The 15,006-nt window shown below is 70.5% G+C and carries 11 protein-coding genes; 5 read left to right on the top strand and 6 right to left on the bottom strand.

Going from position 1 to position 15,006, the window contains the following annotated elements:
• Nucleotides 1-30: 30 nt before the first annotated feature.
• From acnA to ACGF1Z_RS30255, 4 genes are all read right to left on the bottom strand, one after another.
• Nucleotides 31-2,763: an aconitate hydratase AcnA gene (acnA, locus tag ACGF1Z_RS30270; RefSeq protein ID WP_393009217.1), complete on the bottom strand. Its 2,733-nt coding sequence runs from the start codon at nt 2,761-2,763 to the stop codon at nt 31-33.
• A 252-nt stretch (nt 2,764-3,015) separates the two neighbouring features.
• Complete coding sequence (locus ACGF1Z_RS30265; RefSeq protein ID WP_393009216.1) at nt 3,016-5,328, bottom strand: tetratricopeptide repeat protein; 2,313 nt, start codon at nt 5,326-5,328, stop codon at nt 3,016-3,018.
• Nucleotides 5,329-5,544: 216 nt separating this feature from the next.
• Entirely contained in the window at nt 5,545-5,724 is a 180-nt protein-coding gene (locus tag ACGF1Z_RS30260) for a hypothetical protein (RefSeq protein ID WP_393009215.1), read from the bottom strand.
• Between the two features lie 60 nt (nt 5,725-5,784).
• Complete coding sequence (locus ACGF1Z_RS30255) at nt 5,785-6,633, bottom strand: alpha/beta fold hydrolase (protein ID WP_393009214.1); 849 nt, start codon at nt 6,631-6,633, stop codon at nt 5,785-5,787.
• A gap of 66 nt (nt 6,634-6,699) precedes the next feature.
• Between ACGF1Z_RS30255 and ACGF1Z_RS30250 the strand changes: the two genes are divergently transcribed.
• The 3 genes from ACGF1Z_RS30250 to ACGF1Z_RS30240 are packed head-to-tail and all read left to right on the top strand — an operon-like array spanning nt 6,700 to nt 9,408.
• Nucleotides 6,700-7,416 carry a sigma-70 family RNA polymerase sigma factor gene (locus ACGF1Z_RS30250; RefSeq protein WP_393009213.1) on the top strand — a complete coding sequence of 239 codons (717 nt, stop codon included), beginning with the start codon at nt 6,700-6,702 and terminating at the stop codon, nt 7,414-7,416.
• A gap of 55 nt (nt 7,417-7,471) precedes the next feature.
• Entirely contained in the window at nt 7,472-7,828 is a 357-nt protein-coding gene (locus tag ACGF1Z_RS30245) for a VOC family protein (protein ID WP_393009212.1), read from the top strand.
• A 50-nt stretch (nt 7,829-7,878) separates the two neighbouring features.
• Nucleotides 7,879-9,408, top strand: coding sequence for a helix-turn-helix domain-containing protein (locus ACGF1Z_RS30240; RefSeq protein WP_393009211.1), 1,530 nt, complete (start codon nt 7,879-7,881; stop codon nt 9,406-9,408).
• Nucleotides 9,409-9,565: 157 nt separating this feature from the next.
• On the opposite strand, the gene ACGF1Z_RS30235 is transcribed toward ACGF1Z_RS30240, so the two are convergent.
• Both ACGF1Z_RS30235 and ACGF1Z_RS30230 read right to left on the bottom strand, forming a co-directional pair.
• Complete coding sequence (locus tag ACGF1Z_RS30235; protein WP_393009210.1) at nt 9,566-10,789, bottom strand: McrC family protein; 1,224 nt, start codon at nt 10,787-10,789, stop codon at nt 9,566-9,568.
• On the bottom strand, nt 10,786-12,639 hold the full coding sequence (locus ACGF1Z_RS30230) for a DUF4357 domain-containing protein (protein WP_393009209.1): 1,854 nt from the start codon (nt 12,637-12,639) through the stop codon (nt 10,786-10,788). The genes ACGF1Z_RS30235 and ACGF1Z_RS30230 overlap by 4 nt, the downstream gene beginning before the upstream one ends.
• 187 nt (nt 12,640-12,826) lie before the next feature.
• On the opposite strand from ACGF1Z_RS30230, the gene ACGF1Z_RS30225 reads away from it, so the two are divergent.
• Together ACGF1Z_RS30225 and ACGF1Z_RS30220 are read left to right on the top strand one after the other, a co-directional pair.
• Complete coding sequence (locus ACGF1Z_RS30225; protein WP_393009208.1) at nt 12,827-13,516, top strand: hypothetical protein; 690 nt, start codon at nt 12,827-12,829, stop codon at nt 13,514-13,516.
• Between the two features lie 105 nt (nt 13,517-13,621).
• On the top strand, nt 13,622-14,929 hold the full coding sequence (locus tag ACGF1Z_RS30220; protein ID WP_393009207.1) for a protein kinase: 1,308 nt from the start codon (nt 13,622-13,624) through the stop codon (nt 14,927-14,929).
• Nucleotides 14,930-15,006 lie beyond the last annotated feature (77 nt).

Here is a 15,006-nt window from a genome sequence, read left to right as displayed (position 1 = left end):
TCCGGGGAGACGGGCCCTCACCTCTGGTCCTTAGCCGCGGATCAGGTTGCGCAGCACGTACTGCATGATGCCGCCGTTGCGGTAGTAGTCCGCCTCACCGGGGGTGTCGATGCGGACGACCGCGTCGAACTCGACACCGGTGTCGGTGGTGACCTTGACCGTGCTCGGGGTCGTGCCCTCGTTCAGCTCGGTGATGCCGGTGATGGAGAAGGTCTCCTCACCGGTCAGACCGAGCGAGTCGGCCGACTGGCCGGCCGGGAACTGCAGGGGCAGGACGCCCATGCCGATGAGGTTCGAGCGGTGGATGCGCTCGTACGACTCGGTGATGACGGCCTTGACGCCGAGGAGCGCGGTGCCCTTGGCCGCCCAGTCACGGGACGAGCCGGAGCCGTACTCCTTGCCACCGAGGATGACCAGCGGGGTGCCGGCGGCCTGGTAGTTCTGCGAGGCGTCGTAGATGAAGGAGACCGGGCCGCCCTCCTGCGTGAAGTCACGCGTGAAGCCGCCCTCGGTGCCCGGCGCGATCTGGTTGCGCAGGCGGATGTTGGCGAAGGTGCCGCGGATCATGACCTCGTGGTTGCCACGGCGCGAGCCGTAGGAGTTGAAGTCACGACGCTCCACACCGTGCTCGGTGAGGTACTGGCCGGCCGGGGTGTCGGCCTTGATCGCACCGGCCGGGGAGATGTGGTCGGTGGTGACCGAGTCGCCGAGCTTCGCCAGCACGCGGGCGCCGGTGATGTCGGTGACCGGGGTGGTCTCCATCGTCATGCCCTCGAAGTACGGGGGCTTGCGCACGTAGGTCGACTCGGCGTCCCACTCGAAGGTGTTGCCGGTCGGGATCGACAGCGCCTGCCACTGGGCGTCGCCGGCGAACACGTCCTGGTAGGACTTCGAGAACATGTCCTCGCCGATGGCGTTGGCGACGACGTCGTTGACCTCGGCCTCGGAGGGCCAGATGTCGGCCAGGTAGACCGGCTTGCCGTCCTGGTCGGTGCCGAGGGCGTCCTTGGTGATGTCCACCTTCATGGAACCGGCGATGGCGTACGCGACGACCAGCGGCGGGGAGGCCAGGTAGTTCATCTTGACGTCGGGGTTGATACGGCCCTCGAAGTTCCGGTTGCCGGAGAGGACCGAGGTGACCGCGAGGTCGTGCTCGTTGACGGCCTTGGAGACCTCCTCCGGCAGCGGGCCGGAGTTGCCGATGCAGGTGGTGCAGCCGTAGCCGACGAGGTTGAAGCCGACCTTGTCGAGGTACGGGGTCAGGCCCGCCTTGTCGAAGTAGTCGGTGACGACCTTCGAGCCCGGGGCGAGGGTGGTCTTGACCCACGGCTTGCGGGTCAGGCCCTTCTCCACGGCCTTCTTCGCGACGAGCGCGGCGGCGACCATGACGTACGGGTTCGAGGTGTTGGTGCAGGAGGTGATCGCGGCCACGGTGACGGCGCCGTGGTCGATCTCGTACGTCGAGCCGTCGGGGGCGGTCACCTGGACCGGCTTCGACGGGGCGCCGTTCGGGTGGTTCGCCGGGGCGTCGGAGGCCGGGAAGGACTCCTTGCCGGCCTCGTCGACCTCGTCGACGTAGTTGCGGACGTCCTGGGCGAACTGCGCGGCGGCGTTCGCGAGGACGATGCGGTCCTGCGGGCGCTTCGGGCCGGCGATCGACGGGACGACCGTGGAGAGGTCGAGCTCCAGCTTCTCGGAGAAGTCGGGCTCGGCGGCCGGGTCGAGCCAGAGGCCCTGCTCCTTGGCGTACGCCTCGACGAGCGCGACCTGCTGCTCGGAGCGGCCGGTGAGCTTGAGGTAGTTCAGGGTCTCGCCGTCGATCGGGAAGATCGCGGCGGTGGAGCCGAACTCCGGCGACATGTTGCCGATGGTGGCGCGGTTGGCGAGGGAGGTGGCGGCGACGCCCTCACCGTAGAACTCGACGAACTTGCCGACGACACCGTGCTTGCGCAGCATCTCGGTGATCGTGAGGACCAGGTCGGTGGCGGTGGTGCCGGTGGGCAGCTCGCCGGTGAGCTTGAAGCCGACCACGCGCGGGATCAGCATGGAGACCGGCTGGCCGAGCATCGCGGCCTCGGCCTCGATGCCGCCGACGCCCCAGCCGAGGACGCCGAGGCCGTTGACCATGGTGGTGTGCGAGTCGGTGCCGACGAGGGTGTCGGGGTAGGCCTGGCCGTTGCGGACCATGACCGTGCGCGCCAGGTGCTCGATGTTCACCTGGTGGACGATGCCGGTGCCCGGCGGGACGACCTTGAAGTCGTCGAAGGCGGTCTGGCCCCAGCGCAGGAACTGGTAGCGCTCGCGGTTGCGGCCGTACTCCAGCTCGACGTTCTGCGCGAACGCGTCGTTGGTGCCGAACTTGTCGGCGATGACGGAGTGGTCGATGACCATCTCGGCCGGGGAGAGCGGGTTGATCTTCGCCGGGTCGCCGCCGAGCGCCGCGACGGCCTCGCGCATGGTGGCGAGGTCGACGACACAGGGGACACCGGTGAAGTCCTGCATGATCACGCGGGCCGGCGTGAACTGGATCTCCTGGCTCGGCTGGGCCTGCGAGTCCCAGTTGCCCAGGGCCCGGATGTGGTCGGCGGTGATGTTCGCGCCGTCCTCGGTGCGGAGAAGGTTCTCGAGGAGGACCTTCAGGCTGTAGGGGAGCCGGGCCGAGCCCTCCACCTTGTCCAGGCGGAAGATCTCGTAGGACTCGTCACCCACGCGCAGCGTGGCGCGGGCGTCGAAGCTGTTCGCCGACACGACAGTCTCCTTCATATATGTGCGCGTTCCACCACATCCTGCCGCCACGTACACGTCGTCGATCCGCTAAGGTAAGACTAAGTTAGGCAACCCTTACCGGGGTGGCGGCAGCGGTGCGCCTCGGCAGATATCTCGATGTCGAGATAACTCTAGTACATGACCGGCGGTCGGTCATGCCCGGCGTGCGGGTGCCGTGAATCGACACACCAAGCGCACCCTCCGTTACCGCAGGCCGGGTGGTGCGGCGAGAGCACCGACTCCTCCATGTCATGCGATCGGCGACCCACCAGAACGCACTCTGCGCAGCAGGTTCCCGAAGATCCCACCGGGTGCCAGAGCCGCTCGCGCGCGTGCGAGCGCGTCCTGGCTGTCACGTGTGTCCGGATGGTCGGCGCCCAGTACGCGAAGACGCCCCGCGAGGTTTCGCTCGTGCAGGTCGACGGCTTCCCCGTACTCCCCCAGTTCCTCGAGCCCGTGTGCCAGGTTGCTGCGCGCGACGAGGGTGTCGGAATGATCTGGGCCGAAGACGCGCAGGCAGGCGTCGAGATTCTGCCTCAGGAGCGAGACGGCCCCCTCCTCGTCGCCCAGTCCACTCAGCGCGTACGCCAAACCGGACTGGCTCGCGAGGGCGTAGGGGTGGTCCCTACCGAGAACACGGGCGCACTCGTGAAGGTTTTCTCGGAACAGGGCGGCGGCACGCCGGAACTCCCCTCGTTCCTCCATGACCCTCGCAAGGCTGTGCCTGCTGCCGAGGGTCTGGGGGTGGTCACGTCCGAACACCCGATCAGAGACCTGGTAATTCTGCTCAAGGAGGGAGAGGGCTTCGTCCAGATCTCCGAGCGCCCCGAGCGAGACGGCAAGACCATCCCGGCTGGCCAGCGTATCGGCATGATCGGGTCCCAGGACCTGCAGCCGTGTGCCGAGATTCTGCCGGTGCATCTCGGCGGCGTTCTGGTGCTGCGACAGGTATCCGAGGGTGATCGCCACGTTGTGGGCGGCCGTAAGGGTGTTCGGGTGATCAGGCCCCATCCCTTCGGACCAGGCTTCCCTCAGCAGTTGGCTGAGGAGCAGGACGTGCTCGTGGTCACGCTCTTGATGCAGGACGTCCGCCAGGGTGACCACCGCCTGCGCGAGATTCAGGTTCCCGCGGTTCTCGCCCAGAGCCGCGATCACCAGCAGATGGGGGAACAAGTGCCGCGCGACGGCGCGGTCGCTCAGTTCCGCCTCCGCAACATCCGCGATCGCCAGGCTGATGCGGCGCGCGAGCGCCGTGTGCCAGGCTTGCAAGGTGTCGCTGCGTTGCGTCAGGTCAAGAGCCGTGATCTCACGGACGAGCGGGTGGAGGTCCACGAGCCCTGGCACGGAGGCGCCGCTCGCGTCGGTGGGTACGTCCAGCAGGCCGTAGACGGACAAGCCGTCGAAGGCGGCGTCCACTCCTGACCGGGTGGCCGGGAGGCCGGTCGCCTCCGTGACGAGCTCGGGGGTGACAAAGGAGACGGGAACAGGCCCCCAGGCAAGGAACGACAGCAGTCGAAGAACCGGGCGGGCGAGGACGATGCCGTTGTCCGCGAGATGGTCCAGCGACAGGTCCCACGTAAGCCGGACGACCGTGCGCGCCGTTTCGGGGTCGGACGCCTGCGGGCTTTCCGCTCCGATGAGGGACGCGAGTTCCGTTTCGAGAGCCCGTCGGTAGCCCTCGAAGGTGTGGTGCCTGCTGCTCGGCGCTGCGACGTACCTGGCAGCCGCGCGAAGCGCGAGTGGCAGGCCGCCCAAGCGCTTCGCCAGCAGTTCGGCCTCTTCCTGACTTCCGGCCCGGGGGGCCGCGTCGAGCAGGACCTGGGCACCGTCTTCGTCAGGCAGCGGGGCCAGTCTCACCACGCTGGATCCTCCGCCCCACGTCCCCTGGTCGCTCACCCTGCTGGTGATCAGAAGCAGGCCCCCGGGGCCAGGGCATCTCACCCAGCCGCGGTAGTCGTGCAGCGGACCAGATCCGGACCTGGCGATGTCAGGATCATCGAGGTTGTCGAGGACGATGAGCCACTCTTTACTCTCGGCCAGTTGTTCCCACACGGCGTCCGCCAAGCTGACCCGGCCTGCGCGGGCTGATTCCAGTACCTCCTCCGGCAGGCCGCACGCCACCGCCACCCGGACCATGTGCTCAGCGAGCTCCGACGCGTTCAGAGCGGGGACCCAGAAAACCGGAGTCCCCTGATCCTGAGCCTTCCTGGCCAGAGCGGCAGCCACTGTCGTCTTCCCCATACCCCCCGTGCCCGTCACCACGGCGATGCGGTTCGCCGCACGGGAACGCCGAAGAAGCCGCTGCAGGTCGCTGATCGTGGCCTCGCGACCTCGGACCGGTCTGTCGATGCTGGGAGGCCGGAGCGACTCAGCCGCGTCGCTCACGATCCTGCTCACCGCGATCGGCCGGCCGACCGACGAACCGGTTTGAGCCGCATCCAGACGCCGCCCCCACAACTGCAGCACGAGTGCGACGACAGCCAGTCCGCCGAAAACACTCCATACCAGCCGCGGATTCCCGGCCCACCCCGGCAGAGACGCGGTGACGTAGTTCGTCACCACCGCCAACGCCACCATGACTGCCGCCCCGGCCCCCGCAACAACCGACCCGCGCCGCGCACTGCTGCCCCGCACCAAACCCCCTCCACACGACTGGACGCCCAGCATGCAGCGACATGCGCAGTCGCCGCCACGCGTCCCGCAATTCGGCCCCGACGGAAACAGCAAGGGCGGGGTCACCTCGGCGGGGGCCCGAGGGGCGACGCCCGGGGTCGACGCTCAGACCGACGGATCCGGCTCGCGTTCCCGGCGCGGGTGCGGAACGCGCGTGATCCCGAGGTCCAGGCGCATCTCCCGGCGGAGATCGTGCAGCAGGCCACGGGCGGTGTCCAGGTGCTCCCGGATCCGCCCCGGGCCGTCCTGTTCCCGCGGAGCCCGCTCGTGCAGGCGCTTCAGCACGCCGTACGCCTGTTTGCCTTTGCGAGGAGCTTCTTCGAGGGGCTTCCTCGACGATCTTCCTCAGACGGTCGTTGTCGCGAGGAACGCCGTGAGGGTTCGCGTGAAGACGTCGGGGGCGTCGAGCCAGGGGTAGTGCCCGGCGCCGGGCTGGACGACGAGGGAGGCCTCCGGCAGGAGCTCACGGAGCTCGGCCACCGCGCTCGGCGGGCTGTTGAGGTCGAACTCCCCCGCGAGCAGCAGGACGGGCGAGGCGAGACGGGCGAGCGCGGCACGCGTGGCGGTCGGGGTGAAGGCGCCCTCGGCGCCGAAGCCGGCGAGGGCGTCCGGGTTGTCCGGCCGGGCCGCGGCGTGATGACGGCGGGCGGCGTCGTCCCAGCGTCCGTACCGGAAGGGCGCGACGGCCTCCCAGTCGGAGCCCGTGCCGTCGTTGATCGCCTCCAGGGCGGCGAAGGCGGCCGGGAACCAGGGCTCGTGCGCTCGCCCGCGGGCGAGCGCGAGCCGGGCGCCGGGCGGGATGTCGACGCCGACCGCCCGCAGCCCCGGGGTGACGAGGGCGAGCCGGGCCACGCGGTGCGGATGGCGGGCGGCGTACTGGAGGGCGACGTTGGCCCCGGCGGAGTGGCCGAGCAGATCGACCCGGTCGAGGCCGAGGTGCGCGCGGAGCGCCTCGATGTCGTCGACGAGCCGGTCGCAGCGGTAGGTGGCGGGGTCCGCGGGCCGGTCGGACGCTCCGGTGCCGCGCAGGTCGGGGACGACGAGGGCGCGATGGGCGGAGAGTCCGCCGAGGTCGCCGAGGTAGGCGGAGTCGGCGGGGCCGCCGGGGACGCAGAGGAGGGGCTCGCCCGAGCCGTTGAGGCGGTGGGCGAGCCGGGTGCCGTCGGGGGCGATGAGGGTGTCGCGCAGTTCCATAACCCCGTTGTACAACCTGGTTATGACATCTGTCGAGCCCATGCCGACTGCGGGTATAACTGAGTTGTGACAGGCGACGAGAGCACGGGGACGCCCGAGGAGCAGGCCGGTCGGACGTCCGGCGACCAAGCGGACCGGATGTTCGGCGACCAGGTCGGGCGGACGTCCGACGACCAAGCGGGCCGAATGTCCGGCGACCAGGTCGGGCGGATGTCCGAGGAGCAGGTCGGGCGGATGTTCGCGGGGATGAACGAGATCATCCGCGCGGGCGAGGAGATGCGCCGTTTGCGCGCCGAGATGATCCAGGTCTTCGCCGCCGCCGGCTGGACCCAGGACCGGCTCGCCCGCCTGGCGGGGATGAGCCAGCCGGCGGTCTCGAAGCAGGTGGCCAAGGAGCGGGCCGACGCGGCGGCCGGCATGTCGCTCGACCAGCACGACACGCCCTGGCTCGAAGGGCGGCTGTGGGGGCTGGCCGAGGAGATCTCGGAGGCCCTGGACGACGACGCCCACTGCTCGCGCCTGGTGCACGTCCTGGCCCGGGGCCGCAAGCGGTTCACCGGGCAGAACGTGGACGCACTGCGCCGCCTGGTGGAGGAGGACCTCCGGGAGCACGCGACGGAGGCGGCGTTCCCCGCGTACCGGGTGGTCTACGACGCGATCGCCCGCGGCCTGGACGTGGGTTCCGCCGCGCACACGGACGAAGGTCCGGCCGGATCGGCGTCGGCCCGCCGCACCCTGGCGTGCCAGATCCAGCGCGTACGCCTGCGAGGTGGTGACGCCTGACCCGTACGGCCGCGGAGCGATTGCCGCGAACCGGACACACTCTGACAATTGAGGCATGTTCAGCGGCGCGCATGTGATCCTCTACAGCAGGGACGCGGAGGCGGACCGCGCCTTCCTCAAGGACGTCCTCGGCTTCGCCCACGTGGACGCGGGGCACGGATGGCTCATCTTCGAGCTGCCGCCGGCCGAGATCGCCGTGCACCCCGCGGACGGTGAGCCGAGGAGCGAGGTCTATCTGATGTGCGACGACATCGCCGCGACCCTGGCCACGCTGGAGGACCGCGGGGCCATGGCTTCACGACCCGTCACCGACGAGCGCTGGGGCCGGGTCTGCTCCGTACGCCTGCCGAGCGGGACCGAACTGCCGCTGTACGAACCGCGTCACCCGATCGCCCACAGCCTGTCACCCTGATGGCCCACCCCACCGCGAGCGTCATCTCATATCTGAGATAACGTGACGCCATGGCAGACGACTACCTCGTACGCATCGGCAAGCTCATCCGTGACGCCCGCCAGCACCGTGGCTGGACCCAGACCCAGCTGGCCGAAGCGCTCGGCACCAGCCAGAGCGCCGTCAACCGGATCGAACGCGGCAATCAGAACATCAGCCTTGAGATGATCGCCCGCATCGGCGAAGCCCTCGACAGCGAGATCGTCGCTCTCGGTTACGCCGGACCGATGCACCTGCGGGTCGTCGGCCGGCGCCGGCTCTCCGGCGCCATCGACGTCAAGACGAGCAAGAACGCCTGCGTCGCCCTGCTGTGCGCCTCGCTCCTCAACTCCGGCCGCACGGTGCTGCGCCGGGTCGCCCGCATCGAGGAGGTCTTCCGCCTCCTGGAGGTCCTCAACTCGATCGGCGTCCGCACCCGCTGGATCAACGAGGGCGTCGACCTGGAGATCGTGCCGCCGGCAGAGCTGGACATGGAGTCCATCGACGCCGAGGCCGCGATCCGCACCCGCTCGATCATCATGTTCCTCGGGCCGCTGCTGCACCGCATGGACCGCTTCAGGCTGCCGTACGCCGGCGGCTGCGACCTCGGCACCCGCACGATCGAACCGCACATGATCGCGCTGCGCCGCTTCGGCCTCGACATCACCGCGACCGAGGGCCTCTACCACGCGCAGGTCGAGCAGTCCGTCACCCCCGACCGCCCGATCGTCCTGACCGAGCGCGGCGACACCGTGACCGAGAACGCCCTGCTCGCGGCAGCCCGCCACGACGGCGTCACGGTCATCCGCAACGCCTCCTCCAACTACATGGTCCAGGACCTGTGCTTCTTCCTGGAGGCGCTCGGCGTCCGGGTCGAGGGCATCGGCACCACCACCCTGACCGTCCACGGCGTCCCGCAGATCGACGTCGACGTCGACTACTCCCCCTCCGAGGACCCGGTCGAGGCGATGAGCCTGCTCGCGGCGGCCGTGGTGACGGAGTCCGAACTGACCATCCGCCGGGTCCCCATCGAGTTCATGGAGATCGAACTCGCGGTCCTGGAGGAGATGGGCCTCGACCACGACCGCTCGGCGGAGTACGCCGCGGACAACGGGCGCACCCGCCTGGTCGACCTCACGGTCCGCCCCTCCAAGCTGGAGGCGCCGATCGACAAGATCCACCCGATGCCCTTCCCGGGCCTCAACATCGACAACGTCCCCTTCTTCGCGGCCATCGCGGCCACGGCCCAGGGCAAGACCCTCATCCACGACTGGGTCTACGACAACCGCGCCATCTACCTCACCGACCTCAACCGCCTCGGCGGCCGCCTCCAGCTCCTGGACCCCCACCGCGTCCTGGTCGAGGGCCCCACCCGCTGGCGCGCCGCCGAGATGATGTGCCCCCCGGCCCTGCGCCCGGCGGTGGTGGTCCTCCTCGCGATGATGGCGGCGGAGGGCACCTCGGTGCTGCGCAACGTCTACGTCATCAACCGGGGTTACGAGGAGCTGGCGGAGCGCCTGAACTCGGTGGGCGCGCAGATCGAGATCTTCCGGGACATCTGACCGTCCTCGGGAACAACGCCGCCCCCTCCTGACCCGTAGGTCAGCGAGCCAGGGGGCGGCGCCCGGGCACTCTTCCGTGACTCTGGCCGGGCCACCCATGGTCCTGCGGAGCCTGAGGGGTGGCCGGTGCGCTGCAAAGTGGGTCGTCGGCATCGTTTCAGGGCAGCCGCTCCACCGGAACGGAACCGAGCATGTGCCGGGCCAGCCCGTCGATCTCGGCAAGCAACCCCGTAGGCTGCTGGTCCAATTCGACGGCGTGCTGGTGGAGGATTGTTCCGGCGTGGCGGACGTGGTGGCTGGTGTGGGGCGCGTTTCCCTTCGCGTAGACCAGGTGCCCTTCGGGCAGGCCCAGGGCCGTGCAGTAGGCCAGCAGTTGGTACAGGTCCTCGTTCGGGAATCCGCGCTTCCTGCGGGTCTTGTACTTGGCGTCCGCGACGATCGCCGGCGTGTCGGTTTCTCCGTACCAGACGAAGTCGGGTCGCAGACGGATGGATTCACCTTCGTCCATATGGATGTTCCGCGCCTGGAGGACACTGCGGCCTCCGAAGGCACGCATGGCCTCCCGCAGGGCCGTGCAGACGAAGTCCTCATAGACGCTGTTCATGTCGAAGAGGAAGCCGTCCATGCGCAGCTGCCCGGGCAGGTGCTCCGCCGACGCGCCCCTCAACACCGTCTCGGCGAGGTGCAGTGCCGCGTGATAGCGGGTGTTGAGGCGGGTCGGGCGCCAGGCCGGGCGGGTGTGGCCTCGCGGGAGCGGTGTGACGTCCGCCAGTCGGGACCGTTGGTGCATCAGGCGCGTCCGGACGGTCCGGGGGACGGCGGGGAGGCGCAGGAGGCGGTCGACGGCCGTGCGGAGGATGCGGTTCTCGGTGATGTCCGTGGTGAATTCGTCGTACGTCACCTCCGCGGGCACGGGCATGCCGAAGCGGCGCCGGATCTGTTCGGCCTCACGGAACCTTCCCCGTACGACGGGGGACGACTCCTCGGCCGTCCGGTAGCCCTGGAGCAGGCCCTGCCGCAGTGCGCGGTCGATCTGGCGCTCGACGGCGTGGGCGAACGCCGGGAGGAGGTCGTCGTGCGCGGCCACGTCCACGACGCCGTCCCGCCAGCTCCGGGGGTCGCTGCTGTAGCCGAGCAGGAAGAGCAGGCGGGGGATCGGCACCTTGGGGGTGATCCGCACCGTGACGGCTTCGCCGCCCGGGACGGTGAGCGTGACGGCGCCGACCCTGCTGCCCGCGCGCAGTCGCCAGGTGCCCGGCTCGTAGGGGTCCGGTCCGGCCTCTTCCAGGATCCTGGAGGCGACCAGGGCGCGGCCCACGGCGTCGGGGAGGCGGACCGAGCGCGCGGGTCCGTGCTCGACGAGAGGGACGTCCGAGGTCACTGCGTGCCGACCCCGTCGTCCGGTTCCGGCGAGGTGGTGCGTGACGCGAGCGCCTTGCGGAGTGCCGGCAGGCCGTAGCGGCCCTCGATGTCCACGCCTTCGCCGTAATGGTGCTCCTCAAGGAGCGGGAGGATCTTGGTCCGCCAGGTCCGTTCCAGTCCGCCCTCGCGGTAGACGCCGGGCTTCATCAGGTACGACGGTCCGATCTTGAAGTCAGGGTCTTCGATGCGGGCGTTGAGGGCGTTGAGCAGGTCCGCGGGTTCGGCGTCCTTCTCCTCCGCCTCCAGCCAGGAACGCAGCAGCCCTCGGGTCGGATCGATGCGCGGGGACAGCTCGACGAACGCGAAGCGGCGGCGCATCGCCGCGTCGACGAGGGCGATCGAGCGGTCGGCCGTGTTCATGGTGCCGACGACGAAGAGGTTGCGGGGCAGGGAGAAGTCCTCGTCCGAGTAGGTCAGCCGCACCGACCGGTCCCGGTATTCGAGGAGGAAGTACAGCTCGCCGAAGACCTTGGCGAGGTTGGCCCGGTTGATCTCGTCGATGACCAGGAAGTGCGGGATGTGCCGGTTGCCCTCTCTTCGGGCCAGTTCGGCGAACTCCCGCAGCGGGCCGGCCGTGAGCCGGAAGGCGACCTCGCGCGTCCCGGGGTCCTCGCGGGGGCGGAAGCCCTCGAAGAAGTCCTCGTAGGAGTACGACGGGTGGAACTGAACCAGCTCGACCTGCTCCGGCCCGCCGCCGAAGAACTCGGCGAGCTGCTGCGCGAGGAAGGTCTTGCCCGTCCCGGGAGGGCCGTAGAAGATCAGCTGCTTCTCGTCGTGAAGCAGCTGCCTGATCTCCTGCAGCCATTCGAGGTGGTGCACGTGGAGTTCCTTCCGCAGCTCCTCGGTGGGCTCGGGCAGCTCCACGTCGCGGCGGGCGGTGACGGCCAGGGGTTCGGCGCTGATCCCGGTGCCGTCGGCCAGGGCCTCCTCCACGAGTTCCTCGTCGCTGACCCCGAGGCCGTCGACGATGGCCTTGACGGTGGTGAGGTCGAGCACGTCGTGGCGCGACGAGAGCTTCTGGCGCAGTTCCTGCGGCAGTGCGTCCACGCGGAAGCCGTCGCCTCCCCACTCCACGGGGCGCCAGAGGACGCGGCTTCCGTCGTCGGCGACGAGGTGCTCGACGTTGCCCGTGATCTTCCCGATGTGGAGCCGGCCGTCGGAGAGTGCGCACACCGTGTCGCCGGGCCGCATCCGGGAGAGGAAGGCGTGCAGCTCCTCGACGAGCTGCGGCTTCTCGGTGTACGTCGCCGCCGAGCCGTAGTCCTCGTCGACGAAGGTGCGCAGCTGTTCCTTGCTGATGCCCTGGGTGGCGGCGGGGCGCAGGTGGGCGGCGGTCAGGGACACCCTGCCTTCGGGGAGCCACGCGCGCCGGAACAGGTCGGGGCCGGCCGAGTGCGGCCCCCGCACCAGCCAGGCCCGGCTCGGCCCCGACCACACCTGGCCGAGGAAGTCGGCGAGCGGCCGGCCGTCCTCGGTCTTCCACTCCATCCACCCGTTGCTGCTGCGGCCCAGGAGGATCTCTCCCGCCGCGGAGGGCGAGTTGCACTCCACGTCCTCCGCCACTTCGAGCCAGCCCGCCCACGTGGAGGTTTCGCGTATCACCCGGTCCGCGATCAGCCGTTCGCGCAGCCGGTACGAGGAAGGCGCCTTCTCCGGGAACGACGGGACGACGTCGGGCCGCGCCGGGGAGCCCGCGAGCACCACCATCTTCTGGCTGCCGTTGGTCCCGCTCTCGGCGAGCAGCCGGCCTCTGGCCGTGGGCCCGCCGTACGGAAGACGCAGCTGGAACTCCGGGTACGAATCGAGCATCGGTGTCCTTGGGTCGGAGGGTACGGCCGGGTGCATTGTGGGGCGCTCGTGATCCACTTCGGCATCGCTTCGCGTATTTCCGGCCAACTCCGACGCCTCGGCCGGCACAGATCCGGCCGCGCGTTGCCGTGCACGGCGGCCGACGTCCATGATCGGGAGCGGAGCACCGGCACGGCGAGGGGGAACGGTGGGCACCGGAACGACGAGCGGACCGACCAGGCAACGGCACACCGAGGACCTGCTGGCGGCGGTGTCCATGACGTCCGCGCAGCTCGCCCAGGCGGTAGGCCGGTTCGACGGGGACACCCCGGCCATGGTGACGGCCGCCATCCGCACGGCGGAGCGCGCCTTCGAGGAGCTCGACGCCTGTTACGAGGTCATCGACGACGCGTCGGCCACGGGCCAGGCGATCGCCGCCCGGCTGAGCACCCTGCTCGCGGCGGAGGACGAGCCGGGCGTCGGCCCCGAGCTGGACGCCCTTGACACGGTCTCCGCTCGCGTCCGCGGCACGGACCGGGCCCGGGAGCTGCTGCAGCGTGTCCTCGGACGGGAGGAGGCAGCCGAGCGCGCCCTGCCGGCGGTGCGCCGTCTCACCGGGGCGGACCTGCCCGCGCTCCCTTCCGCCTACGCGGACGACGCGGGTTTCGACGACCTGATGGCCATGGCCGCCCGCGAGGAGGAGCTGGCGCCACGGCTGCGCGCGGCGCACGCCGAGCGCCTGCGCGAGGTGGCCGCGCACCTCGTCCATGTGGTGGAGCAGGTCGCGGCCGTGGGTTTCGCCGACGAGGCCTTCGCCCGGGAATCGGTGCACGAGGCCCGCCGGGCCCACGCACTATGGGTCCGGTGCCTCGCGGAGCGCAGGCGGGACCTCGGATAGCCGGCCGCCTCCGCGCCCGTACGGCACCGGTCTCCGGCCGGATACCGTGTGCGGTGCGACCGGACGCCGGCTCCGTCCTCACGCTCACGAGCAGAAAGGCCCCTCGTGCACATCGCTCCCCTCAGCCCGCACGACCCCGTCGAGCTGGGCGGCTACGAGCTGCTCGGGCGCATCGGGCACGGTGGCATGGGGCAGGTGTACCTGGGCGAGTCACCCGGCGGGGAGCCCGCAGCCGTCAAGGTGATCAAGCCGTCGGTCGTGGACTCCGAGACCCGGCAGCGCTTCGCCCAGGAAGTGGAGATCCTCAAGACGATCTGGGGTGCGCGGATCGCGGCGCTGCTCGACGCCGACGCGGAGGCCGATCCGCCGTGGCTGGCCACCGAGTACATCGAGGGCCCCGACCTGAGCCGGCACGTGGCCCTGCACGGCCCGCTTCCCTCGCTGCTCGCCGCCTCCCTCGGGGCGACGCTCGCCGAAGCGCTCGCCACCGTGCACAAGCAGGGTCTGCTGCACCGTGACCTCAAGCCCGCGAACGTGTTGCTCGGCCCCAACGGGCCGAAGGTCATCGACTTCGGCCTCGCGGTGTTCGCCGAGTCGAGCGTGTCCCTGACCGCGCCGAACACGGTGGTCGGCACCCCGGCCTGCATGGCGCCCGAACAGGCGCGGGGCGACCGGCCGCTGACCCCCGCGGTCGACGTGCACGCGCTCGGCGCCGTGATGCTGTTCGCCGTCTCCGGTCACCTCCCGTACCAGGCCGCGAACATCCACGTCCTCTTCCACCAGGTCACCGACCCGGAGACGGCTCCCGACCTGTCGGGGGTCCCCGACGAGCTGGTGCCCCTGCTGACGGCGATGCTCGCGCACCGGGCCGAGGACCGGCCGGCGCTGAGCGATGTCGTCCAGCGGTGCCGGGCGGTCATCGAGGCGCAGGGCTTCAAGGTCGCCCAGGCACGGCGCCGGCTCACGACGCACACGGCCGCTCCCTCACATGCGCTGGACAGCCTGCCGCCCACGGTCGCCCTCCCGCTGCCGCCCACCGTCCCGGCGGCCCCGGCGGTTCCCGGGACGAACACGTCGCCGACGGGGCCGACCGTGGTGCTCTCCCCGGACACCCTGGCGCTCTCCCCGGACGTCACCCCGCCGGCCGCCCCCGCGCCTGACGCCGACGAGCAGGCCGCCACCGGGCCGACCCCTACGCTCGTCGACGGGCCCGCGCCGCCGTCCGGAGCCGGCGCGCCCTCGTCCGCACCCGCCGCCCCGGAACCCGCCCCGGACGCGGACGGCCCGTCGTCCAGCCCGCCGGCCGCTCCGCGCGCTCCTCGCGGCCGCTCCGGGCAGCGGCTGCATTCCGCCCAGGCCCGGATCACCGCACAGCGGCTCCGCGAGGTGTACGCGGCCCAGGCCGCGTTCTGACACCGGCGGCCTCCCGATACCGGCGGACCCGCGATACTGAGGGGCCTGCCACAACCGTCACGAATCACCACAGGAGG

The sequence above is a fragment of the Streptomyces sp. NPDC048018 genome, from assembly GCF_043202995.1.
In the GTDB taxonomy this organism is placed as follows: domain Bacteria; phylum Actinomycetota; class Actinomycetes; order Streptomycetales; family Streptomycetaceae; genus Streptomyces.
This window is presented reverse-complemented; position numbering and strand designations above follow the sequence as displayed.

Bases quoted from the DNA above. Each gene is read 5' to 3' on its own strand.
- acnA (WP_393009217.1), bottom strand. From the start codon at position 2,763: ATGAAGGAGACTGTCGTGTCGGCGAACAGCTTCGACGCCCGCGCCACG.
- ACGF1Z_RS30255 (WP_393009214.1), bottom strand. From the start codon at position 6,633: ATGGAACTGCGCGACACCCTCATCGCCCCCGACGGCACCCGGCTCGCC.
- ACGF1Z_RS30245 (WP_393009212.1), top strand. From the start codon at position 7,472: ATGTTCAGCGGCGCGCATGTGATCCTCTACAGCAGGGACGCGGAGGCG.
- ACGF1Z_RS30240 (WP_393009211.1), top strand. From the start codon at position 7,879: ATGGCAGACGACTACCTCGTACGCATCGGCAAGCTCATCCGTGACGCC.
- ACGF1Z_RS30230 (WP_393009209.1), bottom strand. From the start codon at position 12,639: ATGCTCGATTCGTACCCGGAGTTCCAGCTGCGTCTTCCGTACGGCGGG.